Source organism: Sedimentibacter sp. zth1 (assembly GCF_017352195.1).
Lineage (GTDB): Bacteria > Bacillota > Clostridia > Tissierellales > Sedimentibacteraceae > UBA1535.
Genome location: NZ_CP071445.1, coordinates 1,334,826 through 1,357,297, shown reverse-complemented (window position 1 = coordinate 1,357,297; position 22,472 = coordinate 1,334,826). Strand labels below are relative to the sequence as shown.

The 22,472-nt window shown below is 29.0% G+C and carries 19 protein-coding genes and 1 other annotated feature; of the genes, 13 read left to right on the top strand and 6 right to left on the bottom strand.

All coding sequences use genetic code 11. The features are described from left to right. Nucleotides 1-32: 32 nt before the first annotated feature. Together JYG23_RS06805 and JYG23_RS06800 are read left to right on the top strand one after the other, a co-directional pair. Nucleotides 33-1,418: a TldD/PmbA family protein gene (locus JYG23_RS06805; protein ID WP_207237731.1), complete on the top strand. Its 1,386-nt coding sequence runs from the start codon at nucleotides 33-35 to the stop codon at nucleotides 1,416-1,418. Between the two features lies 1 nt (nucleotide 1,419). Next, nucleotides 1,420-2,718 (top strand): TldD/PmbA family protein, encoded by a 1,299-nt coding sequence (locus JYG23_RS06800; RefSeq protein WP_207237730.1) that lies wholly within the window; start codon nucleotides 1,420-1,422, stop codon nucleotides 2,716-2,718. Between the two features lie 100 nt (nucleotides 2,719-2,818). Here the strand turns inward: JYG23_RS06800 and JYG23_RS06795 are convergent, their stop codons facing one another. Continuing rightward, nucleotides 2,819-3,922 carry a DEAD/DEAH box helicase gene (locus tag JYG23_RS06795; protein WP_207237729.1) on the bottom strand — a complete coding sequence of 368 codons (1,104 nt, stop codon included), beginning with the start codon at nucleotides 3,920-3,922 and terminating at the stop codon, nucleotides 2,819-2,821. A 140-nt stretch (nucleotides 3,923-4,062) separates the two neighbouring features. Here JYG23_RS06795 and JYG23_RS06790 point away from each other — a divergent pair, with 140 nt between their 5' ends. Beyond that, nucleotides 4,063-4,452: a desulfoferrodoxin family protein gene (locus JYG23_RS06790; RefSeq protein WP_207237728.1), complete on the top strand. Its 390-nt coding sequence runs from the start codon at nucleotides 4,063-4,065 to the stop codon at nucleotides 4,450-4,452. Between the two features lie 34 nt (nucleotides 4,453-4,486). Here the strand turns inward: JYG23_RS06790 and greA are convergent, their stop codons facing one another. Beyond that, nucleotides 4,487-4,969: a transcription elongation factor GreA gene (gene greA / locus JYG23_RS06785; protein ID WP_207237727.1), complete on the bottom strand. Its 483-nt coding sequence runs from the start codon at nucleotides 4,967-4,969 to the stop codon at nucleotides 4,487-4,489. Between the two features lie 218 nt (nucleotides 4,970-5,187). Between greA and glpK the strand changes: the two genes are divergently transcribed. Further along, nucleotides 5,188-6,681, top strand: coding sequence for a glycerol kinase GlpK (glpK, locus tag JYG23_RS06780; RefSeq protein ID WP_207237726.1), 1,494 nt, complete (start codon nucleotides 5,188-5,190; stop codon nucleotides 6,679-6,681). A gap of 94 nt (nucleotides 6,682-6,775) precedes the next feature. Continuing rightward, entirely contained in the window at nucleotides 6,776-8,014 is a 1,239-nt protein-coding gene (locus tag JYG23_RS06775; protein ID WP_207237725.1) for an aminopeptidase P family protein, read from the top strand. A 56-nt stretch (nucleotides 8,015-8,070) separates the two neighbouring features. Here JYG23_RS06775 and hisS read toward each other — a convergent pair whose 3' ends face one another. Then, nucleotides 8,071-9,321 carry a histidine--tRNA ligase gene (hisS, locus tag JYG23_RS06770; protein ID WP_207237724.1) on the bottom strand — a complete coding sequence of 417 codons (1,251 nt, stop codon included), beginning with the start codon at nucleotides 9,319-9,321 and terminating at the stop codon, nucleotides 8,071-8,073. A 67-nt stretch (nucleotides 9,322-9,388) separates the two neighbouring features. After that, nucleotides 9,389-9,622, bottom strand: a binding site (T-box leader). A gap of 185 nt (nucleotides 9,623-9,807) precedes the next feature. Here hisS and JYG23_RS06765 point away from each other — a divergent pair. From JYG23_RS06765 to JYG23_RS06730, 8 genes are all read left to right on the top strand, one after another. Next, a complete protein-coding gene (locus JYG23_RS06765; RefSeq protein ID WP_207237723.1) occupies nucleotides 9,808-11,748 on the top strand; it encodes an NAD(+) synthase in 1,941 nt (646 codons plus the stop codon). Nucleotides 11,749-11,850: 102 nt separating this feature from the next. Continuing rightward, nucleotides 11,851-13,230, top strand: a complete 1,380-nt coding sequence (locus JYG23_RS06760; protein WP_207237722.1) for an MBOAT family protein — start codon at nucleotides 11,851-11,853, stop codon at nucleotides 13,228-13,230. A gap of 12 nt (nucleotides 13,231-13,242) precedes the next feature. Beyond that, nucleotides 13,243-14,400 (top strand): DHHW family protein, encoded by a 1,158-nt coding sequence (locus tag JYG23_RS06755; protein ID WP_207237721.1) that lies wholly within the window; start codon nucleotides 13,243-13,245, stop codon nucleotides 14,398-14,400. A gap of 96 nt (nucleotides 14,401-14,496) precedes the next feature. Then, nucleotides 14,497-16,215: a 5'-nucleotidase C-terminal domain-containing protein gene (locus JYG23_RS06750; RefSeq protein ID WP_207237720.1), complete on the top strand. Its 1,719-nt coding sequence runs from the start codon at nucleotides 14,497-14,499 to the stop codon at nucleotides 16,213-16,215. A gap of 129 nt (nucleotides 16,216-16,344) precedes the next feature. Next, nucleotides 16,345-16,980: a redox-sensing transcriptional repressor Rex gene (locus tag JYG23_RS06745; RefSeq protein ID WP_207237719.1), complete on the top strand. Its 636-nt coding sequence runs from the start codon at nucleotides 16,345-16,347 to the stop codon at nucleotides 16,978-16,980. 425 nt (nucleotides 16,981-17,405) lie between these two features. Beyond that, entirely contained in the window at nucleotides 17,406-18,752 is a 1,347-nt protein-coding gene (gene gdhA, locus JYG23_RS06740; RefSeq protein WP_207237718.1) for an NADP-specific glutamate dehydrogenase, read from the top strand. Nucleotides 18,753-18,942: 190 nt separating this feature from the next. Then, the gene (locus tag JYG23_RS06735) at nucleotides 18,943-20,289 is read left to right on the top strand and encodes an MATE family efflux transporter (RefSeq protein ID WP_242631650.1); all 1,347 of its coding nucleotides are present in this window, start codon (nucleotides 18,943-18,945) and stop codon (nucleotides 20,287-20,289) included. Nucleotides 20,290-20,315: 26 nt separating this feature from the next. Then, nucleotides 20,316-20,801, top strand: coding sequence for a MarR family transcriptional regulator (locus tag JYG23_RS06730; protein WP_207237716.1), 486 nt, complete (start codon nucleotides 20,316-20,318; stop codon nucleotides 20,799-20,801). 11 nt (nucleotides 20,802-20,812) lie between these two features. Here JYG23_RS06730 and JYG23_RS06725 read toward each other — a convergent pair whose 3' ends face one another. Genes JYG23_RS06725 through yedE form a run of 3 tightly spaced genes read right to left on the bottom strand, consistent with a single transcriptional unit; the run spans nucleotide 20,813 to nucleotide 22,354 of the window. After that, a complete protein-coding gene (locus JYG23_RS06725) occupies nucleotides 20,813-21,055 on the bottom strand; it encodes a DUF3343 domain-containing protein (RefSeq protein WP_207237715.1) in 243 nt (80 codons plus the stop codon). Nucleotide 21,056: 1 nt separating this feature from the next. Continuing rightward, nucleotides 21,057-21,263, bottom strand: coding sequence for a sulfurtransferase TusA family protein (locus tag JYG23_RS06720; protein ID WP_207237714.1), 207 nt, complete (start codon nucleotides 21,261-21,263; stop codon nucleotides 21,057-21,059). A gap of 26 nt (nucleotides 21,264-21,289) precedes the next feature. Continuing rightward, complete coding sequence (gene yedE / locus JYG23_RS06715; RefSeq protein ID WP_207237973.1) at nucleotides 21,290-22,354, bottom strand: YedE family putative selenium transporter; 1,065 nt, start codon at nucleotides 22,352-22,354, stop codon at nucleotides 21,290-21,292. Nucleotides 22,355-22,472 lie beyond the last annotated feature (118 nt).

Here is a 22,472-nt window from a genome sequence, read left to right as displayed (position 1 = left end):
TTATAATTAAAATAACATTATGGAGGGATAAAATGTTAGAGGATAAATTGAAAAATAGTATATCCTTATTTAAGGATAATGTTCACACTGAGCTAAGAGCAAGTGAAAACAGAAAACGCCTTGTAAAACTTATAGGTGGAAACATTACATCGAACATCAGAACAGAAGAATCTGGAGTATGTGCTAGAGTTTATAAAAATGGTTTATATGGATTTTCCTCTGTTGCTGAGTATAATGATGAGGCAATAAAAAAGGTTCTTAATAAAGCCAATGAAAACGCTTGCTTTATGAGTAAACACATTGATAAAAATAAGCCTAATCTGGATTTGCTAAATAAAGGTGTTTATAATACTGATATAATAATTAAAGAAATAGAGCAGAAAAAATACATAGAATTTTTAAAGGAATTAGACAATTATATTGTTACCAAATATCCATTGCTAAAAAGCCGTTCATTAACTATGACAGAAGATTCAATGGAAAAGCTTTTGTATGTATCAAGTGGATATAATGGACATACTGCAATGCCAAGAAGCTATATATATATTACTTTAATTACTGAAGCTGGTGATGGTACTCCGGTAGAACTTACTCATATAGTAGGTGATTTTGGCATATTTACAGACAATTTTAAAAATCCTGAATCATTATATAAAGATATTGATAAGCTTTATGAAATGTTGATGAAAAAAAGAGAAGGAGTGCACGCAAAGGCTGGATATCAGACAGTTATTTTGGGTGGAGATTTATCAGGAATGCTTGCACACGAAGCTGTTGGACATACAGTTGAGGCAGATTTGGTTTTAGGAGGGTCAGTTGCTGCACATAATCTAAATAAAAAAATCGGTTCTGATTTAGTAAATTTAGTTGATTTTGCTCATACTGCATTAGGCAAAAGAGCACCTTTACCTGTTTATGTTGATGATGAGGGAGTTAAAGCAGAGGATACAGTTATAATCGAAAATGGCGTTCTAAAACAGTATATGAATAATAGAGAAACAGCAAAGCATTTTGGTATGTGTCCACGAGGAAATGCAAGTGCATTCAAATTTTCTGATGAACCATTAATTAGAATGAGAAATACAGCTTTTTTACCTGGTAAAAACACACTTGATGATTTAATTGCATCGGTAGAGGATGGATATTATTTTACTCATACTAACAATGGTCAAGCTGATACTACTAGTGAATTTATGTTTGGAGTTTGTATGGGATATGAAATTAAAAAAGGAAAACTGGGAAAAGCAGTGCTTGATACTACAATTTCAGGTGTAGCATTTGATATGCTTAAGACAGTAGATATGCTATCAAATAATATGAATTGGTTAAGCGCAGGGTTTTGTGGTAAAAAACAACCAATGCCTGGAGGTATTGGTGGACCAGAAATGCGTTGTAAGCTTATGATAGGAGGTAGATAATATGAATTGTTTTTATGATATTGCAAAAAAGGTAATAAATTCATTAACCGATAAGGGGTGTCAGAAGGCACAATGCAAAGTAGAAGAAACTGAAAAACAAGAGTTTAACGTAGATGGCAGTGAATTTTCATTGTATAGAACAACCTTTGATAACAAATTATATATGACTGCCTTTAAGGATAATAAAAAAGGTAAAATTAATATAAACAGACTTGATGATAAGTCAATAAGTAAAGCAGTTCTAAACTGCCTGGAGGTAGTTGAATCATCATCTGAAGATAAAGCACATGTTATTGCGCCTCACATTGGTAAAAGACAGTTTTCAAGAGGTATAATTAATCCTGATTTAGAATTATTCTTTGAGAAATGTAAAGAATTAGTAAACGATATTAAAAAAAGGCATCCAAAAATAATGATGGAACAGCTGATATTTAGTCATAATAAGTTAAAAAGTCTTTATTTAGATACAAATGATAATGAATATGAATTGACAGAAGGCTTTTATGAAATTGGTCTTATGTTTTCTGCCCATGATGGAGAAAAATCAACTTCGTTTTTTGGCACAGGAGTATTAATAGATAAATTAGATAAACCTTTTATAGAATTAGGAAGTATTGAAAAGAATTTAACTGATGTTGAAAATCAGCTAAATACAGTGCCTTTAAACGGAAAAACAGAAGGTACAGTAATAATAACACCAAACTGCTTACCAGCTATATTGCTTAGTGCTATAGAAAATTTTGCTGGTGACAATACTATACTTAATGGAACAAGTATATGGAGAGATAAAATTAACTCAAAAGTAGCTGATGAAAGAATATCAATTTCATTTTTACCTAATGATGAAAGAATTGTTAATGGAGATTGCTATACAGATGATGGATTTATATCTGAGGACTTTGATTTAATTAAAGATGGAATATTAAAAAGCTTTTATATATCAATGTATGTTGCAAACAAAACAGGTTTTGAGCGATCTAAAAATAAAAGCTATAACCTTGTAGTTAAAAATGGCAATAAAAACATAGGTGATATTATTAAAAATGTGAAAAAAGGTATCATTGTAGGTCGTTTTTCGGGTGGACAGCCTAGCAAAAATGGAGATTTTTCAGGTGTTGCCAAAAATAGCTTTTTGGTTAAGGATGGACAAATCAAGGGTGCAGTTAATGAAGTTATGATTAGTGGTAATTTATCTGATTTATTAAATAATGTAGTGGATATTTCAAAAGAAGTTGTAGAATATGGGGAAATGGTTCTTCCATATATTGCATTTAAAAATGTAATCATTTCAGGTAAATAAAAAATTATTGAAATATATAAAATAAAAGCATTTATATACGTAAAAAATAGTGTTTAGCTATTTTAAAATACATGTATAAATGCTTTTTACTTAAAATTAATTAAATTGTTCTTTCAGGTATTTCATATTCTATTTCATTTTCAATTCCTTCAAAATTTCTTTTGTCTTTAGATGCTACAAATACGCATGTATATCCTTTGTTTCCTGCACGCCCAGTTCTACCTATTCTATGAATATAACTTTCAGCATTTTCTGGACAATCATAGTTATAAATATTGTCAACTCCTGATATATCAAGCCCCCTTGAGGCTACATCTGTTGCAATTAAATACTGGATGTCACACTTTCTAAATGATTTCATTATTCTTTCGCGTTTTGCTTGAGGTATATCACTATGAAGTTTTTCACAATTATATCCTTTCGTAGATAAATCCTCTTCTAATTTATTAACTCTTACTTTTGTTCTGCAAAAGATTATAGCCATAAATGGATTATCCTCATCTAATGCTTTGCATAATGCTTCTTGTTTGTGTCTATCAGTAGTAAAAATAACTTCTTGCTTTATAGTATCAAGAGTTATATTTTCTTTTTTAATAGATATATTAAATGGATTTTTAGCATATCTGTATGCTAACTTTTTCACTTCTGAACTAATAGTAGCAGAGAAACATAATGTTTGTCTTGAGGAAGGTGTAGCCTTAATTATATCCTCTACCTCTTTTTTAAATCCCATAAGTAGCATTTGATCAGCTTCATCTATAACTAAAGTTTTTAGATTGCTTAAATTTATACTTCCTCTTTGAAGATGGTCGAGAAGTCTCCCAGGTGTTGCAATAAGCATATGAACGTTCTTTTTTAGCTTTTTCAGTTGAGATGCAACATCTTTTCCACCATAAGCAGCTAAAATATTAATGTTTTTTGCTTCACATAGTTTTTTTGCTTCATTAGTTATTTGTATTGCAAGTTCTCTTGTTGGCGTAATTATAAGAGATTGAATATGATCATCTACTAATGATGTGTTTTCAAAAATGGGTAATAAGAAAGCTAATGTTTTACCAGTTCCTGTTTGAGCCTCTGCAATTACATCATTGTGATTTTTTACAATTGCTATACATTCATTTTGAATGGGTGTAGGAGTTGTAATTCCACTCTTTTTTAGAATATTTATAAAATTTTCATTTATTCCTAATTGATTAAATTCCATTTTTTTTACCTTTCTAATTGATTAGCTAATAATAGCACATTATTATTTATAATTCAAATATAAGTGTATAAAAAGTTTTTAAAAGTAGATATTAATTATAAATTATGTACTTCATAAATAAATATAATTAGGAGTGTAATATGGTAAGAAAAGAGAATAAATTTTATAGTTGTGATCATTGTGGAAATATTATGAGAATGATTAGAGATGAGGGAGTTCCAATTGTTTGTTGTGGGGAAACAATGAGAGAAATGGTTCCTAATATTGAGGATGCATCACATGAAAAACACATTCCAGAAATAGATTTTAATAGAAACACACTTAGGGTTAAGATTGGAAATATACCTCATCCAATGGTAAAAGAACATAGTATCAAATGGGTATTTATAGTTTCGCAGGAAGGCGAGCAACTCAAATATCTTAGAATAAATAAAGCTCCAGAAGTTGAATTTTCACTTGTAAATGGAGATAAACCTATAAAGGTTTATGCATATTGCAATATACATGGTTTGTGGGAAGTAGAGGTATAAAAAATGGCTGAAATATTCAGCCATTTTTTATATTTTAATTAATTTCTAATACTTTATACTTAATGATGTCTCCACCAGGAGAAGTTACTTCTACAGTATCATTCGCTTTTTTATCAAGTAAAGCTTTTCCTAAAGGAGATTCTTGAGAAATTTTTCCAGAGAAAGGGTCTGCACCAATTGTTCCAACTATTGTATAATCTAATTCTTCATCAAATTCAATGTCATATATTTTTACCTTAGATCCCATTTGAACTATACCTTTTACTGAAGTATCGTGCTTAACAACCTTAATTCTTTTTAACTTATCTTCGAGTACAATTATTTTAGATTCATTATGATTTTGCTCTTCTTTAGCTTCTGTATATTCTGCATTTTCACTTAAATCTCCGAAACCTAAAGCAATTTTTATTTTAGCAGCAATTTCTTTTCTTAATGTAACTTTTCTGTATTCCAATTCCTCATTTAATTGTTTAAATTCATCTTCTGTTACTAGTATTTGATCTTTATTAATACTCATATTATTCACCCCGTACATATATATGTTTATTATTATATAGTTTAATTTAGATATTATAGCATATGAATGTATGATTAGTAAAGAGGTTTTTATTAAATTGTTTAAAAATTACTAAAAAGTTGTTTAATACAAAATTGCTTTCAAATAAATAATTATTATGATAAAATATTTTATAAACAAATATAAGAGTAAATAAAGGTATATTTAGGAGGCAAGATATGGGAAAAAAATATATTTTAGCATTAGATCAAGGTACTACAAGTTGTCGTGCTATTATATTTGATAAAAATGCTTCTATAGTATGTATGTCTCAAAAGGAATTTATGCAATATTACCCTCAACCTGGATATGTTGAGCACAACGCAGAAGAAATTTGGAGCGCACAATTAGAAGTTATATACAATGTCATAAATAAAGCGAATATCATTACAGATGATATAGCTACAATTGGAATAACAAACCAAAGAGAAACAACAGTTATATGGGATAAAAATACTGGAGAGCCTATATGTAACGCAATTGTATGGCAATGCAGAAGGACATCGCCAATATGTGAAGACCTAGTTAAAAATGGTTGGGCAGAATATATAAAGGAAAGCACCGGTCTTGTAATAGATGCATATTTTTCAGGTACTAAAATAAAATGGATACTTGATAATGTAGATGGTGCTATGGAAAAAGCACAAAATGGTGAGTTGCTATTCGGTACTATGGATACATGGTTGATTTGGAAACTTACTAAAGGTAAATTGCATATTACTGATTATAGCAATGCATCAAGAACTATGCTTTACAATATAAAAACTTTAGATTGGGATGACAAGATTTTAGAGGAATTGAAGATACCAAAATCTATGTTACCAGAGGTAAGGCAGTCTTCTGAAATTTATGGATTTACAGATGAAAGAGTTTTAGGTAAGGAAATAATGATTTCAGGTGTTGCTGGTGATCAACAAGCAGCATTGTTCGGACAGGTTTGCTTTCAGGAAGGTATGATTAAAAACACTTATGGTACGGGATGCTTTATGCTTATGAACACGGGAGAAAAGCCTATTACATCAAAAAATGGTTTGATTACTACAATTGCTTGGGGAATAGACGGAAAAGTTGAATATGCACTGGAAGGTTCTATTTTTATGGGTGGTGCAATAATTCAATGGTTACGAGATGAACTAAGGATTATTAATGAATCAAAAGATAGCGAGTATTTTGCTAAGAAGGTAGAAGATACAAGTGGTGTTTATTTAGTGCCAGCCTTTGCTGGGTTAGGTGCACCACATTGGGATATGTATGCAAGAGGTATTTTGATAGGTTTAACAAGAGGAACAAATATAAATCACATAATTAGGGCTGCACTGGAAGCAATAGCATATCAGACAAAAGATGTAATAGATGCTATGATTTCAGATTCTGAAATGAATTTAACTGTTTTGAAAGTAGATGGTGGAGCTTCTAAGAATAATTTTTTGATGCAGTTTCAAGCTGATATATTGGGTGTTGAGGTTGATAGACCAGAAGTTACTGAAACAACTGCTTTTGGAGCAGCATGTCTTGCAGGTTTAGCATCGGGATTTTGGAAATCTAAAGGTGAGATAGCTCAAAAATGGAGTTTGGATAAAAAATTCAAACCTGAGATTTCACAAGTAAAAAGGGACAATCTATACAGTGGATGGAAGAAAGCAATTGACCGTTCAAAGAACTGGCAAGATTAGTTCAATATTTACATTTATCGTAAATTTGTGTATAATAGATTTTGCATGATAAAAGTTTACACGGTATATTAATTAATATATAAAGGAGAATATGATGAACAAAGAATTTTTTATCAATAATAGAAAAAAATTTGCTGAAAAAATGAAAGATTATTCAGTAGCAGTTTTCTTTTCAAAGGAAGCTCCAAGAGAAAGCTTGGATCAAAGTCATAAATTTGTAGTAGATAGGAACTTTTTTTATTTAACAGGTATTAATAAAGAAAATATGGTTTTAGCTATTTCTAAAGTTAATGGTGTTGTAACTGAGCAATTATTTATTCCTCCAGTAAATGAAACATTTGAAAAGTGGTTTGGAATTGTTTTAAGAAAAGAAGAAGCTCAAGAAATTTCAGGTATACAAAATATAGTTGATAGAGATAGTTTTGAGTCAACTTTATGTTCAAAACTTTCTTCAATGGATTTATTTGAAAATCTTTATATAGTTACAGCTTATGCAAATATGGAAGAGTTTGATGATGAATACAGAGCGATAGCTAAAAAGGTTAAAAATCAGTTACCATCAGTTAATATATTAAACAGTTTAGGTTTAATGATGGAGTTAAGAGTACATAAACAACCTGAAGAGATAGAAGAAGTTAAAACTTCAATAAAATACACAAAAGAAGCATTAGAGTTTTTAATGAAAAATATGAAGCCTGATATGTATGAGTATCAGGTAAGAGCGCATTATGAATATCAGTTAATGCTAAGAAACTCATCACCAAGTTTTGCAACTATAGCCGCTTCAGGTAAGAGTGGTGTTATACTTCACCATGTAGATTTGAAAAATCAAATTCATGACGGTGAATTAGTATTATGTGATTTAGGTGCGTTATCAAATATGTATGCATCAGATATTACAAGAACTTATCCAGTTAACGGTAAATTTACTCAAAGACAAAAGGATATATATAACATAGTTTTAGGTGCACAAGATGTAACAATGGATATTATGAAACCAGGAATATCTGAAATTGATGTAAATAATGCTGTAATTAAATATTTTGCCAAAGAACTAAAAGCTATAAAACTTATAAGTGATGATAGCGAAGTTTCGAAATACTACTATCATAGTGTTGGACATCCATTAGGCCTTGATCTTCATGATTTAAGATGTAGAGATAGAAAAATGGCAGAAAACAATATTTATACTGTTGAACCAGGACTATACATAGCTGAAGAAGGTATTGGTATAAGAATTGAAGATGATGTATTAGTAACTAAAAACGGTAATATTAACTTATCTAAAGATATTATAAAAACAGTTAATGATATTGAAAACTTTATGAAATAAATATTAAGTAAGAAAATGTTGAGAATTTCAATAAAACAATTCTCAACATTTTTACTTTATTTATTAAAATCTTTAACATTTGTGTCATCTTTTTCAAATATTGCATATCCTCTAAATCCTAATGTTTCAAATTGTGAAAGCTGTTTTCCAAGCTTTTTAGCTTTTTCATAAGTAGAAACAGAGAATCCTTTTTCTCTAAGTTCATTAGCTTTTTTTACTACTTCAGTATAACTATCTTCGTTATTGTACAATAAAACTATTTTTTGAAGATTTGGGACTTTAAAATTTTCTTCAATTAACTGATTAACAAGTCTTTCGAAACCTATAGAAAAACCAATAGCAGGTATGTCTTCACCGATAAATTTGCCTATCATTTTATCATATCGTCCACCACCGCCGATTGAGTAGCCAAGACCTTCATATTGAATTTCAAATATTGTACCTGTGTAGTAGCCCATTCCTCTAACCAATGTAAAATCAAATACAATGTTATATTTGCCTTCTGAAATTTCTTTAACAGAATTTATGATATAGTCTATATTTTCTATAACTTTATTATCTACTCCATATTGATTTAGAGAAGCTGTTCCAGTTGCATTTATATCATTCAGTGCACAAATTAATTTATTAATGTTGTCAGAATTGTATTCTTTAGCTAAAAGTTCTTTTTCTATACCTTCAATGCCAATCTTATCAAGTTTATCTACAATGATACAAACATTGTCAAATTCACTTTCAGTAAAGCCACATGATAAAATTACACCCTTCAATATTCTTCTATCATTAATTCTTATGGAAAATTTATTTACATTTAGTGTACTTAATGCTTTAGAAGTTGTTGTTATAAGTTCTATTTCTGCATTTGAAGTGTTATCGCCTATAATATCAATATCACATTGTTTGAAGCTTCTATACCTTCCCTTTTGCGCTCTTTCAGCTCTAAAAACATTTCCAACCTGTAAAGATTTAAATATTGTAGATAGTTTAGATTTATTGTTACAATAAAATCTGCTAAGTGGAACAGTTAAGTCATATCTAAGACCTAAATCTGATAAATCACTTTCATTCATATCAGAAAAATTGCTAAGCTTATTCCCACGTTTTAGAATTTTGTATATTAGCTTTAAATTATCTCCACCATTACTGCTTACTAAATTTTCAATGTTTTCAATTACTGGTGTTTCAATAAGTTCAAATCCTGATTGCTTATAGGTATTTATGATGACATTTTCTACATAGTCTCTTATTTCTTTCTCTTTAGGCAAAAAGTCTCTCATGCCTTTTGCTGGATTAACATTAACTTTCATTTTATTACCTCTTTTATTTTATATTATATATTTTTATAAATAAAAAACCCATTCTCTTAGTTTTCACTAAGAGGACGGGTTATATCCGTGGTTCCACCTCTTTTTATTAGTATCTCACAACACTAATCTCATAAAGTATAAAATACTTTTTCACTATAACGGGTGAAACCGAGTTATCCTACTATTATTTCAGTAACTAGCTCTAAGATGTGTTCAATATATATATATATTATTCTTTTTCACCAAGCAAGAACTCTCTAAAAATAAATATATATTTACTATTTCCTATCATTGCACTATATTTGTTTTTTCAATTATAAAATAGATATATTATTTTGTCAACACTAAGTAACTATTAAAAACTAATTCCATTAATTATAGGTTTATTATATACTGTACATGTTATGTATAATATTATAAAAAATTGACATTATAAGATGTAATGTGTTAAATTTAAGTATATTTAATAGCTTTGGAGGTAATATTTTGAAAGGTTATAATTTTGTTAGAGTTGGAGCAGCAGTTCCAAAAATTGAGGTAGCAAATTGTAAATTTAATATAGAAAGTATATTTGAAATTATAAAAGATGCGGAAAAAAATAAAGTAATGGTTTTGAATTTTCCTGAACTTTGTGTAACTGGATATACATGTGCAGATTTATTTTATCAGGCATCTTTGATAGATGAATGTGAAAATTCTATAAATGATTTATTGGATATGACAAGTAATATTGATATGTTAATAGTAGTTGGAGCTCCTGTAAAGATGGGTTCAACATTATATAATTGTGCAATTGCAATGTATAAGGGGAAAATATTATGTATTGTTCCTAAATCTTATCTACCTAATTATGGTGAATTCTACGAGAAAAGATGGTTTAGTATGGCAGATGATTTGAATACATTAAGTGTCAATTATTGTGGACAAAATACTTTCATATCTACAAAAGTGTTGATACAACATGAAACTATTAAGGATTTATGTATAGGAATAGAAATATGCGAAGACTTATGGAGTGCTATTGCACCAAGTACATTTCAGACCTTGGCAGGTGCAAGCTTGATTCTTAATTTATCAGCGTCCAATGATTATGTTGGAAAAGGCGAATATAGAAAGGCAATAGTAGAATCACAATCATCAAAATGTATGTGTGCATATATTTATTCTTCTGCTGGATTTGGTGAGTCTAGTACTGATTTGGTATTTGGAGGGCAAAGTGTAATATATGAAAACGGCTTATTGTTAGCAGAAACAGAAAAATATAAAATGGTGAGCCAATATATATATACGGAGATTGATACTGAAAAGCTAGCTACATATAGACAAAGAAATAACACGTTTGCAGATTGTGCAGGAAAGTATGATATCGAATACGAAAAAGTATACTTTAATGCAAATATCGATAATTTTGAATTGACTAGACTAGTTGATGCAACACCATTTATACCTAAAAACAAAAATATAAGAAATGAAAGATGTAATGAAATATTCAATATACAAATTAGTGGACTTGCTAAAAGGATTGAACATATAAGTGCAAAAGCTTTGATAGTTGGAATATCAGGGGGATTAGATTCAACTCTTGCCTTGCTTGTTTGTGCAAAAACTTGTGATAAACTTGGGTTAGATAGAAAAATGATTAAAGCAATAACAATGCCAGGTTTTGGAACTACTGATAGAACATATAATAATTCTGTAGAAATGATAAAAAAAATTGGTGCAACATTTAGAGAAATAAACATAACAAATTCAGTATTACAACATTTTAAAGATATAAAGCACGATTTAAAAAACGCAAATGTTGTTTATGAAAATTCTCAAGCTAGAGAACGTACTCAGATACTTATGGATATTGCTAATCAAGAAGGTGGGTTTGTAATTGGTACAGGAGATTTATCAGAATTAGCACTTGGATGGGCAACATACAATGGTGACCAAATGTCTATGTATGGAGTTAATGCATCGATTCCTAAAACATTAATACGATATATAATTAAATGGATTGCAGATAATGAATTTAATGATAATATCAAAAATGTGTTATTGGATGTATTAGATACTCCTGTTAGTCCAGAATTATTACCACCTGATAAAGAAGGAAAGATTTCACAAAAAACCGAAGAAATAGTAGGACCTTATGAACTGCATGATTTCTTTATATATAATGTTTTAAGATTTGGATATAGACCAGATAAGGTTTTTTACCTTGCATGTAAAGCGTTTGAAAAAAAATATGACAAGGAAATAATTTACAAGTGGTTGAAAAATTTTTATTATAGATTTTTTTCACAGCAATATAAAAGAACCTGTATGCCTGATGGACCAAAGGTTGGGAGTGTTTGCTTATCTCCTAGAGGTGATTTGAGAATGCCTACTGATGCATCAGTGAAAATATGGATTGATCAAATGGAAAATATTTCATTGTAATTTTCAGAAACTTATAATATTTTGTCCCGTCTATATATTATGGGACAAAATATTTATGACAAAATAAATATTTTAGTACAGAACCTTAGAAGGAGATATTACATGGTATTTAGTAGTATTGTTTTTTTATTTAGATTTTTACCGATAGTATTATTAATTTATTATCTTATACCTAATAAATGCAAAAATCTATCTTTATTATTTTTTAGCTTATTGTTTTATTCATGGGGAGAACCAAAATACTTTTTTATAATGATAGCTTCTATCTGTGTTGATTATACATTATCATTAATTATAGACAACAATAGAGATAAAAAATTGCTTTGCAAAGTAGCACTTTTACTTTCAATAATGTTCAATTTGGGAATGTTATTATTCTTTAAATATTATGATTTCTTTATTGTTAACATAAATAAGGTATTTGGACTTAACATAAGTTTATTAAGATTAATATTACCATTGGGAATTAGTTTTTATACATTCCAGACAATGTCTTATACAATAGATGTTTATAGAGGGAAAGTTAAAGCTGAAAGAAATATTATTAACTTTGGAACGTTTGTTACTATGTTTCCACAGCTAATAGCAGGTCCGATTGTTAAATATACAGATATAAATGTAGAATTAAAGGAAAGAAAAATAAATTATTCTCAAATTCAAGATGGAGCTGAAACGTTCATTTTGGGATTAGGCAGAAAGGTTTTAATTGCAAATAATGTTGGTATGCTATGGGATGAAGTTCAGACATTAGGTTTTTCAAACATATCTACGCCTCTTGCGTGGCTTGGTGTTTTAGCTTTTACATTTCAAATATACTTTGATTTTAGCGGTTATTCATTAATGGCGATAGGGCTTGGTAAAATGTTAGGTTTTAATTTTCCTCAAAACTTTAATTATCCTTACATATCAAGAAGTGCAACAGAGTTTTGGAGAAGATGGCATATGACTTTGGGTTCATGGTTTAGAGAATATGTATATATTCCTCTCGGTGGTAATAGAGTTGGACCATTTAGAAAATATTTTAACATTGTATTAATATGGTTTTTAACTGGATTCTGGCATGGTGCTAATTTTAACTTTATGCTATGGGGACTTATGTTTGCCGTATTGCTAATAGTAGAAAAAAGAGGCTTTAATAAGTTTTTAGATAAGTATCGAGTTTTTTCACATATTTACTTAATATTAATGGTTATGCTTAGCTGGGTACTATTCAGTTTAACTGATTTAGGACAAGTAGCTCAACTATATAAAAAAATGTTTATTTTTACCGGAGGACTAGATTTTATATACTATATCAGAAACTATTTTGTCATACTTGTTATAGCAGGAATATTGTCTACTCCAGTATTAAAAAACATATTTAATAAAGTATCAAAAGATGCAAACTGGATTAGGATTTCTGTAACTGCTATTATACTTATTTTGTCTGTAGCTTATCTAGTGGATGCAACTTATAATCCATTTTTGTATTTTAGATTTTAGGAGGTGGAATGTATGAAAAATTATTTTAACAAAATAAAAAAACTCAAGAATTATCCTTTACTATTATTGTTTTTCACCTTTATATTGTCTTTTACCATTATTGATATAATATCACCAGATAAAGAATTTTCAGACCTTGAAAATAAATTTTTACAGATGACGCCAGAATTTTCATACGATAAGTTTGTAAAAAATGAGTATGTACCAAAATATGAACGCTATATAAATGAACAATTTTTATTTAGAAATAAGTGGATTAACTTAAAGTCTAGATCTGAATTTTATTTAGGAAAGACTGAAAATAATGGAATTGTTTATGGAAAAGATGGGTATTTATTAGATAAAACTCAAAATATCAATGAAAAACAATTAAAAAGGAACATTGAAAGTATCAAAAAGTTTATAGAGATGTACAGTGATGCTAATATCAAATTTGCACTTATACCTAACTCATATGAGGTATTAAAAGAAAAATTACCCCTAGGGTTAAAATTATATAATCAAGCAGGTTTAATAGAGAATGTTTACAATGAATATTCAACTTATGATAATGTAACTACACTAGATTTTCTTAGCTTAATGAATGAGCACGAAAATGAATATATATATTATAAGACAGATCACCACTGGACAACACTTGGTGCATATTATGCTTATATAGATTTTATGAAAAGTGTCGATAAACAATATGTTGATGTAGATGATTTGAAGACTAATGAAGTTGAATTTTTCTTAGGAACTTATTATTCAAAAGCAAAAAAATTCAATGCACAGTTTGATGATATAACTTATTATGATGTTGAAATTGCAAATATGCTGATAGGTGATAAAGAATATAAGGATATTTATGATTATGAAAAATTTAATGTTCGCGATAAGTATGCTGCGTTTATATATGGTAATAATGACTTAACTGTAATTAAGAATAAGGGTTCATTAAATAAATCTGAAGATAAAAAAACAAAAGTGCTAATCATAAAAGATTCATTCGGAAACTCTTTTGTACCATATTTGACATACAATTATGATGAGGTATATGTACTTGATCTTAGATCAAACTCTAAAAAAGTGAGTGAAATCATGGAAACTTGTGATTTTGATGATGTGTTAATTATGTATAGTGTAAACAATTTTATTGATGATGTAAATTTAATTAGAGCAACATATTAAAGATAATAAAAAATTTACCAAATTATACTTGAATTTTTATAATTTTATATATACAATATCCTCGTAATTAACAAAAAATTAGGAGGATATTTTATTATGAAGAAAAAACTTTTAAGCTTATCTTTAGTTGTAATGTTGATTTTAAGTAGCTTTTCATTCGCTTTTGCTGAAGATGTAGCACCAGAAACAAAAACTATAACTATAGTACATACTAACGATACTCATGCTAGAGTATTAGATTCAGATGGAGGATTTGGTTTTGCCAAAATTGCTACTCTTATAAAAGAGCAAAAGGCATTAAATCCTAACACTTTAGTAGTTGATGCTGGAGATACACTACATGGTTTGCCAATCATTAACATAAGTAAAGGTGAAGGAGCAGTAAAGGTTTTAAATGCCGTTGGATATGATTTTATGGTTCCAGGAAACCATGATTTTAATTATGGGTATGAAAGATTATTAGAATTAAAAGATATGGCTGAGTTTGAAATGTTAAGTGCTAATATATATGATTCGAATAATAAAAATCTATTTGATCCTTACAAAATAGTTGAGATTGATGGAGTTAAAGTTGGTATATTTGGCTTAACAACAACTGAAACTACTTTTAAAACAAGTCCTAATAATGTTAAAGGTATAACATTTGCTAATGAAATAGAAACTGCTAAAAAAATAGTTGAAGAGTTACAAGATAAAACAGATATAATTATAGCAATAACACACGTTGGATTAGATAAAAGTACAGAAATTACATCTGATAAAATTGCAGAGCAAGTTGATGGAATTGATGTAATCATTGATGGTCATAGTCATACAGCTCTAAAAGATGGTAAATTAGTTAATAATACTTTAATAGCTCAAACTGGTGAATATGATAAAAATTTAGGAATTGTTAATATTGAAATTTCTAATGGCAAAATTGTTAATAAAGAAGCTAAATTATTATGTTCAAAAGAAATGACTGATGTAGAAGCAGATGCAGACGTTCAAGCTGTTTTAGATTCTATATCTTCAGAAAATGAAGAGTTTTTTTCAGAAGTTGTTGCTAAAACTGATATTGAATTAGATGGAGCTAGAGAAAATGTTAGAACAAAAGAAACTAATTTAGGAAACTTATCTGCAGATGCTGTTAGAAATGAAACTAAAGCTGACATAGCGTTTGTAAATGGTGGTAATATCAGAATTTCTATTCCAGTAGGGGATATAACACAAGGCGATTTAGCTAAATTATTCCCGTTTGGAAATAGAATGCAAGTTGTAGAATTAACAGGTAGCGAAATTATTCAAGCACTTGAGTTATCAGTGGCAGGATATCCAGCAACAAAAGGTGGATTTTTACAAGTTAGTGGATTAACATTTAAATTTGCTGAAAACTTAGAACCTGGAAACAGAGTACAAGAAGTAACTATTAATGGTGAATTAATTGATACTGCTGAAGAGCTAGCAAAAACATACACTGTTGCATTAAATGATTATTTAGCAATCGGTGGAGATGGTTATGAAGTATTTAATGGAAAATTAGTAATTGCTGAATTTGGCTCATATGAAGAAATAATTGCTAGATATTTAAATGTCAATGGTACAAAAGGTTGTGAAGTTTCTGGAAGAATAGAAGTTGTTACCAAAGAAGTAGAACTAGTAGTAACAGAACCAGAAAAAACTGAAGATATAACATATATAGTTGTATCTGGAGATTGTTTGTGGAGAATAGCTCAAAAATATAATACAACATGGCAAATACTTGCTGAATACAACAAACTTAAAAATCCTAACTTGATATTCCCTAATCAAATTATTGTAATACCTTCGAAATAAAGTTGTATAATTTATTTAAATTTAATAAATCAAATACATAAATTTGTTGCTAATTGATAAAAAAATGTTGCAAAAGCTTTAAAATATGGTAAAATGTATTTGATGTATATTTTAAATTTAGGGGGGCTTATGGATAAGGAAAAAAAAATCTCATCTGCCGTAATACGAAGATTGCCTAAATATTACAGATATTTAAAGGAACTGCTAAGAAAAGACATTTATAAAACGTCTTCAAAAGAATTAAGTCAAATGACTGGCTTTTCAGCATCTCAAATACGACAAGATTTAAATAATTTTGGAGGATTTGGACAACAAGGTTTCGGTTATGATGTATACAATTTAAGTAATGAAATAGGAAAAATTATCGGAACGGATAAAAGCTATAATATTATTATTGTTGGAGCAGGTAATATAGGTCAAGCAATTGCGAATTATACAGGATTTTATGAAAATGGTTACAAACTTGTAGCAATATTTGACAAGAATCCTAAGATTGTAGGTTTATCAATTAGAAATGTGATAATTCAGGATATTGATGAAATAGCTGATTTTTTAGAACATAATGCAGTTGACCTAGCAGTTATTTGCACACCTAAAAATGCGTGCCAAGCTACAGCAAATGTCTTAGTAGAAAATGGAATTAGGGGTATATGGAATTTTGCACCTACAGATATTAAAGTATCCAAAGATGTAGTTATTGAAAATGTGCACCTAAATGAGAGTCTATTTTCATTGACATATTATTATAACAAAAAACAACAATAAAATAAAACAAAACAAAAAGCAAGGGATTACCTTTGCTTTTTGTTTTGTTAATAAAATGTCATTTCTTAGTACCGAAAATATATTGAATACGATTATAATTGTATTTAATATATTTTAAAAGCAAAAAAAAGAAATAAATCGGTCTAGTGTTACAAATACTTAATATATTATTAACTATAAATTAAAAATATTAACAAATAATTAATAAAATACTATAAATAGTATAATTGCTAATTTTATATACATATAATAACAAATAATTAATATATTACAATCAAATTTAGGTTGTAAAGACAAGCTATTTTGCTATAATTAGATAGTAATGATATATTATTATTACATCAATTACTTATATTTTTTGTAAAAAAAATTGAGGTTAATTGTTAAGATTATAATTAATTAAATATATTTGGAGGTATTCATTAATGAACGCTTATATTAAAAGAGTTATTGATCAAGTAAAAGTAAGAAATGCCGGTGAAGAAGAATTTATTCAAACAGTTGAAGAAGTTTTATCTTCATTAGAACCAGCAATTGAAGCTCATCCAGAATATGAAAAAGCAGGACTATTAGAAAGATTAGTAGAACCTGAAAGACAAATTTCTTTTAGAGTTTCATGGGTAGATGATCAAGGAAATGTACAAGTTAACAGAGGATACAGAGTACAATTTAACAGTGCTATTGGACCATACAAAGGTGGTATTAGATTTAACAAAAATGTTACAGTAAGTACAATGAAGTTTTTAGGATTTGAACAAACATTTAAAAACTCATTAACAGGTCTTCCAATAGGCGGAGGCAAAGGTGGTTCTGACTTTGATCCAACTGGAAAATCTGACGGAGAAATAATGAGATTCTGTCAAGCTTTCATGAGTGAATTATATAGACATATTGGACCAGACATAGATGTACCAGCAGGAGATATGGGTGTTGGTGGAAGAGAAGTTGGTTATATGTATGGACAGTATAAGAGATTAAGAGGAGCTTTCGAAAACGGTACATTTACTGGTAAAGGATTATCATTTGGTGGCTGTATAGGAAGACCAGAAGCTACTGGATATGGTGCTGTTTATTACTTAAATGAAGTATTAGATCATCAAAAAGATACTATAAAAGGAAAAACAATAGCTATTTCAGGTTTCGGACAAGTTGCATGGGGAGTTGCTAAAAAAGCTGCTGCTTTAGGTGCAAAAGTTGTTACTTTATCAGGACCAGACGGATATATATATGATAAAGATGGTGTTGTTACAGAAGAAAAAATTGATTATATGTTAGAAATGAGATCTTCTAACAGAAATAAAGTTAAAGATTATGCTGATAAATTTGGCGTTGAATTCTTCCCTGGAGAAAAACCTTGGGGTAGAAAAGTTGATATCTGTATGCCAAGTGCATTCCAAAATGAAATTAGAATGAAAGAAGCAGAACAAATAGCTAATAACGGAGTTAAATACTTTATAGAAGTTGCTAACATGCCTTCTACAAATGATGCAGTAGCATTTTTAATGTCTAAAGATATGGTAGTTGCTCCATCAAAAGCTGTTAATGCTTGTGGTGTTGCTTGTTCAGCTCTTGAAATGAGTCAAAACTCAATGAGATTATCTTGGACTGCTGAAGAAGTAGATAGCAAATTAGTAAGAATTATGCATGATATTCATCAAATGTCTGCTGATGCTGCTGAAGAAGTTGGTTTAGGATACAACTTATTTGCTGGCGCTAACTTAGCTGGTTTCAAAAAAGTTGCAGCTGCAATGATGGCTCAAGGTATTATCTAATAACAAATTTTATAAAAATGTAGACCTATATTAAGAGGCACTTAATAAGTGAACTTAAATATTTTAAGAAGTTGTAGGTGAGTTAAATAGCCTACAACTTTTTTTATGTTGTAACATTATGTTGACAAGGAAACAAAAAAGTATTATATTGTATCTTAAGAAACAATATATTATAGTGAGGCGCATATATATGGAATGCACAAAACAAAAAGGATTGATGACAGAAGGAAGTATTTTTAAGAAATTATTGTATTTTTCAACACCGTTACTTATTGGTAACATATTTCAACAATTATACAATACAGTGGATAGTATAGTTGTAGGAAATTTTATAGGAGATAATGCACTGGCAGCAGTAAATTCAAGTGGAGCTGTAATAAATTTATTGGTTAGTTTTTTTATGGGGTTATCTATGGGCGGTGGAGTTGTAATTTCTAACTACTTTGGAGCTGAGGATGAGCTTGGTGTACATAAAGCTGTTCATACAACTTTTGCACTTACTATAGTTTCAGGAATAATTGTCACAATTATTGGTGTACTATTAACTCCAATTATATTGAAATGGGTAAATGTTGACCCTGAAGTTATGCCAGATAGTATTTTATATTTAAAAATTTTTTTTGCTGGTATATTAGGATTAATTATTTATAACATTTGCACGGGTATGCTAAGGGCTGTAGGAGATTCTAAACATCCTTTATATTTTCTTATTATATCATCTGTATTAAATATAGTTCTAGATTTATTGTTTGTTGCAGTATTTAATTTTGGTATAGCTGGAGTAGCTTATGCGACAATAATAGCTCAATTTATAAGTGCTATTTTGACAATTAGATTATTGATAAAAACAGACCAAACATATAAGCTAGACTTAAAAAAAATTAAGTTCTATAAAGAAATTCTAATAAAAATATTGAAAATTGGTTTTCCAAGTGCAATTCAAAATGCCGTAGTATCATTTTCAAATGTTGTAGTTCAGGCTAATATCAATAGTTTTGGTAAAGTTGCAATGGCTGGTGCTGGATGTTATACTAAGGTTGCTGGATTTGCCTTAATGCCTGTAATGAGTTTTTCAATGGCTTTAACAACTTTTGTAGGTCAAAATATTGGAGCTAAAAAATATGAGAGAGTCAAAAAAGGAGCTAAAATAGGTTTAATTATGAGTTGTAGTACAATATTATTTGTATCAGTTTTATTAATTATATTTGGACCACAAATCATGTCTATATTTACAGATAATCAAGATTTTATAGCAATTGGTGAATTAATGATGAACACTGTAGTTCCAGGATATTTATTATTAGCAATTTCACATACTATAGCTGGAGTTATGAGAGGTGCAGGACTTACTAAAGTGCCTATGTATGTTATGGTTTCATGTTGGTGTGTTTGTAGGGTAATATGGATTACTGTAACAGCTAAAATATTTAATAACATAAGATTTGTATTTATGGGGTGGCCAGTAACTTGGGTTTTAAGTGCTATTATATTAATAATATATTATAAAAAAGTTAATTGGCTTTATAAAAATAACTAAGCGTGTAAACTAGGGAGGAATAGATTTTGAATAAATCTACTTTAATTGCTGTACTTAAACAGTTCAACAGTATTGATGAAAAAATTAAAACTATACAAAAGTTAACTGAAAAAGACATGATGAGTAATTTCTGTAATTCAGAGGTTCATTGCGTTGATATAATAGGTAAAATTGAATATGCTAATGTTACCAAGATTGCTGAAAAAATGAATATGACTCGAGGTGCTATCAGTAAGATTACAAGAAAATTGATGGAGAAGAATGTCATAGTAAGTTATCAATTAGATTGCAATAAAAAAGAAATATATTTTAGATTGACTGATAAAGGTAGCGAATTATATAAAGTACACGAGCAATGGCATGTCGATTGGGAGAAAAGAAGTACTCTATTTTTTGATAAATATACTAATGAAGAATTAGATATTGTAAATGAGTTTCTAGGCAATTATCAGTTATATCTTAACTATAAAATCGACAAATTGAGAAACAAAGATAATAAAGGAGCTGTTTAAAGCTCCTTTATTTAATTGTGATTATCAAATAATAACATATAATTTCTTTTGTTATCAACTGAATATATGCTCTCTATCTCGTCTTCAATTAATTCATTTATATCACTCTCAAAGAGTATATTTGCACAAGTCCCACAGCTTGAACTTAATGTTCTTGGAGTTGGAGATAATATGCATTTAATACCTTTATTAATCATTTGTTTGTTAAATTTTATTGCTCCAGATTGAGAAAAGAATATTACGATATAATTCATGCTATTTAGAACCTCTTACAACAAAATTATCTTTATTTTCGTCTATGATAACATTGAATCCTTGGTTAATTAAGTATTTCTTTACATTAGTTTTTGAAGTATTGTTATCTACAATTACTTCTATATTTTTAGTATCATTATTAATTGATTTTTTTGTCATTAATATTGGTTGTGGACATGATGTTCCACATGTATCTATTTTTATCATATTATTTATCTCCATTCAATTTAAAATTAATTATTTTTAATTTGCTTTTTTGTTATCGAGTTAACTATAGAAACGATAAAAACAAATATAAAGCATATTATTACAGCAATTTTTCCATTAGAAGTAGGTCCATCAGGACTTGAAGCAAGTGAAAAATTATGTACTATTGCTGCACCAATTATCATACCTAAAACTGAAACTGCAGAATCTACATTGCCTTCGCCAGTAAGTATAAGCTGTCTTAATGGACATCCACCTAATAATACAGAAGCCCAACCAACAAGTGCCATGCCAAGAATATTCCATAACCAATCATTATGTGCAACTGGTTGATTTAAAAACCCTAAATTAAAGTTTCCAGTTATCAAATTACCAATAAGAGTAACTACCAAAATAGACATAAATCCTATAAGGAGATGAGTTTCTTTAAAAAGTATAGCATCTCTTATTCCACCAACCATACAAATTCTTGATTTTTGAGCTATTGCGCCAACAATTAAACCACCAATAAGAGAAACTACGATAGGTGCATGTAAGCTTCCTGGCCCACTTTCACTAAAGAATATGAATGCAGGCTTCACTACTAAAAGTGCTAACATTCCTATCATTATAATTGGCATTACATATCCATCGAAGCTTGATGTTTTGTAGTTTCTTTTAAGTGTAAACCCTTTATTTAAAAATAAAATTCCAATAAGTATTCCAATGACAAACCCAACTAAACCAACAATTGCATTTAGGTCACCTCCAGCTATTCTAAGAACCATTCTAAGTGGACATCCTAAAAACATTAATGCTCCAATCATTACTGCGATACTTAGGAAAAATCTTGTAACAGGTGAAGAGCCACCCTTTGATTTGAATTCTTTAGATGCTATAGCACAAATAAATGCTCCAAAAATAAGTCCTATAATTTCTGGTCTTAGATATTGAACTACATTTGCTCTGTGTAATCCAATTGCTCCGGCAATATCTCTTTCAAAACAGGCTATGCAAAATCCCATATTTAACGGATTGCCTAGTTTAACTAATATTACAGCAATAATCCCTATGATTGCTCCAGATAATGCTATAAACTTTTTACTTTCAATGAAAGGCTTTTTAATTTCATGTTTATCTTTCATCATAAATCCTCCAATTTATATTTATTATTATAACGCTATAATTATATGCACTCTTAGCATATATGTAAAATAAAACAAATTCATA

Coding starts and splice junctions, on each gene's coding strand:
- JYG23_RS06805 (WP_207237731.1), top strand. CDS start 33: ATGTTAGAGGATAAATTGAAAAATAGTATATCCTTATTTAAGGATAAT.
- JYG23_RS06800 (WP_207237730.1), top strand. CDS start 1,420: ATGAATTGTTTTTATGATATTGCAAAAAAGGTAATAAATTCATTAACC.
- JYG23_RS06795 (WP_207237729.1), bottom strand. CDS start 3,922: ATGGAATTTAATCAATTAGGAATAAATGAAAATTTTATAAATATTCTA.
- JYG23_RS06790 (WP_207237728.1), top strand. CDS start 4,063: ATGGTAAGAAAAGAGAATAAATTTTATAGTTGTGATCATTGTGGAAAT.
- greA (WP_207237727.1), bottom strand. CDS start 4,969: ATGAGTATTAATAAAGATCAAATACTAGTAACAGAAGATGAATTTAAA.
- glpK (WP_207237726.1), top strand. CDS start 5,188: ATGGGAAAAAAATATATTTTAGCATTAGATCAAGGTACTACAAGTTGT.
- JYG23_RS06775 (WP_207237725.1), top strand. CDS start 6,776: ATGAACAAAGAATTTTTTATCAATAATAGAAAAAAATTTGCTGAAAAA.
- hisS (WP_207237724.1), bottom strand. CDS start 9,321: ATGAAAGTTAATGTTAATCCAGCAAAAGGCATGAGAGACTTTTTGCCT.
- JYG23_RS06760 (WP_207237722.1), top strand. CDS start 11,851: ATGGTATTTAGTAGTATTGTTTTTTTATTTAGATTTTTACCGATAGTA.
- JYG23_RS06755 (WP_207237721.1), top strand. CDS start 13,243: ATGAAAAATTATTTTAACAAAATAAAAAAACTCAAGAATTATCCTTTA.
- JYG23_RS06750 (WP_207237720.1), top strand. CDS start 14,497: ATGAAGAAAAAACTTTTAAGCTTATCTTTAGTTGTAATGTTGATTTTA.
- JYG23_RS06745 (WP_207237719.1), top strand. CDS start 16,345: ATGGATAAGGAAAAAAAAATCTCATCTGCCGTAATACGAAGATTGCCT.
- gdhA (WP_207237718.1), top strand. CDS start 17,406: ATGAACGCTTATATTAAAAGAGTTATTGATCAAGTAAAAGTAAGAAAT.
- JYG23_RS06735 (WP_242631650.1), top strand. CDS start 18,943: ATGGAATGCACAAAACAAAAAGGATTGATGACAGAAGGAAGTATTTTT.
- JYG23_RS06725 (WP_207237715.1), bottom strand. CDS start 21,055: ATGAATTATATCGTAATATTCTTTTCTCAATCTGGAGCAATAAAATTT.
- JYG23_RS06720 (WP_207237714.1), bottom strand. CDS start 21,263: ATGATAAAAATAGATACATGTGGAACATCATGTCCACAACCAATATTA.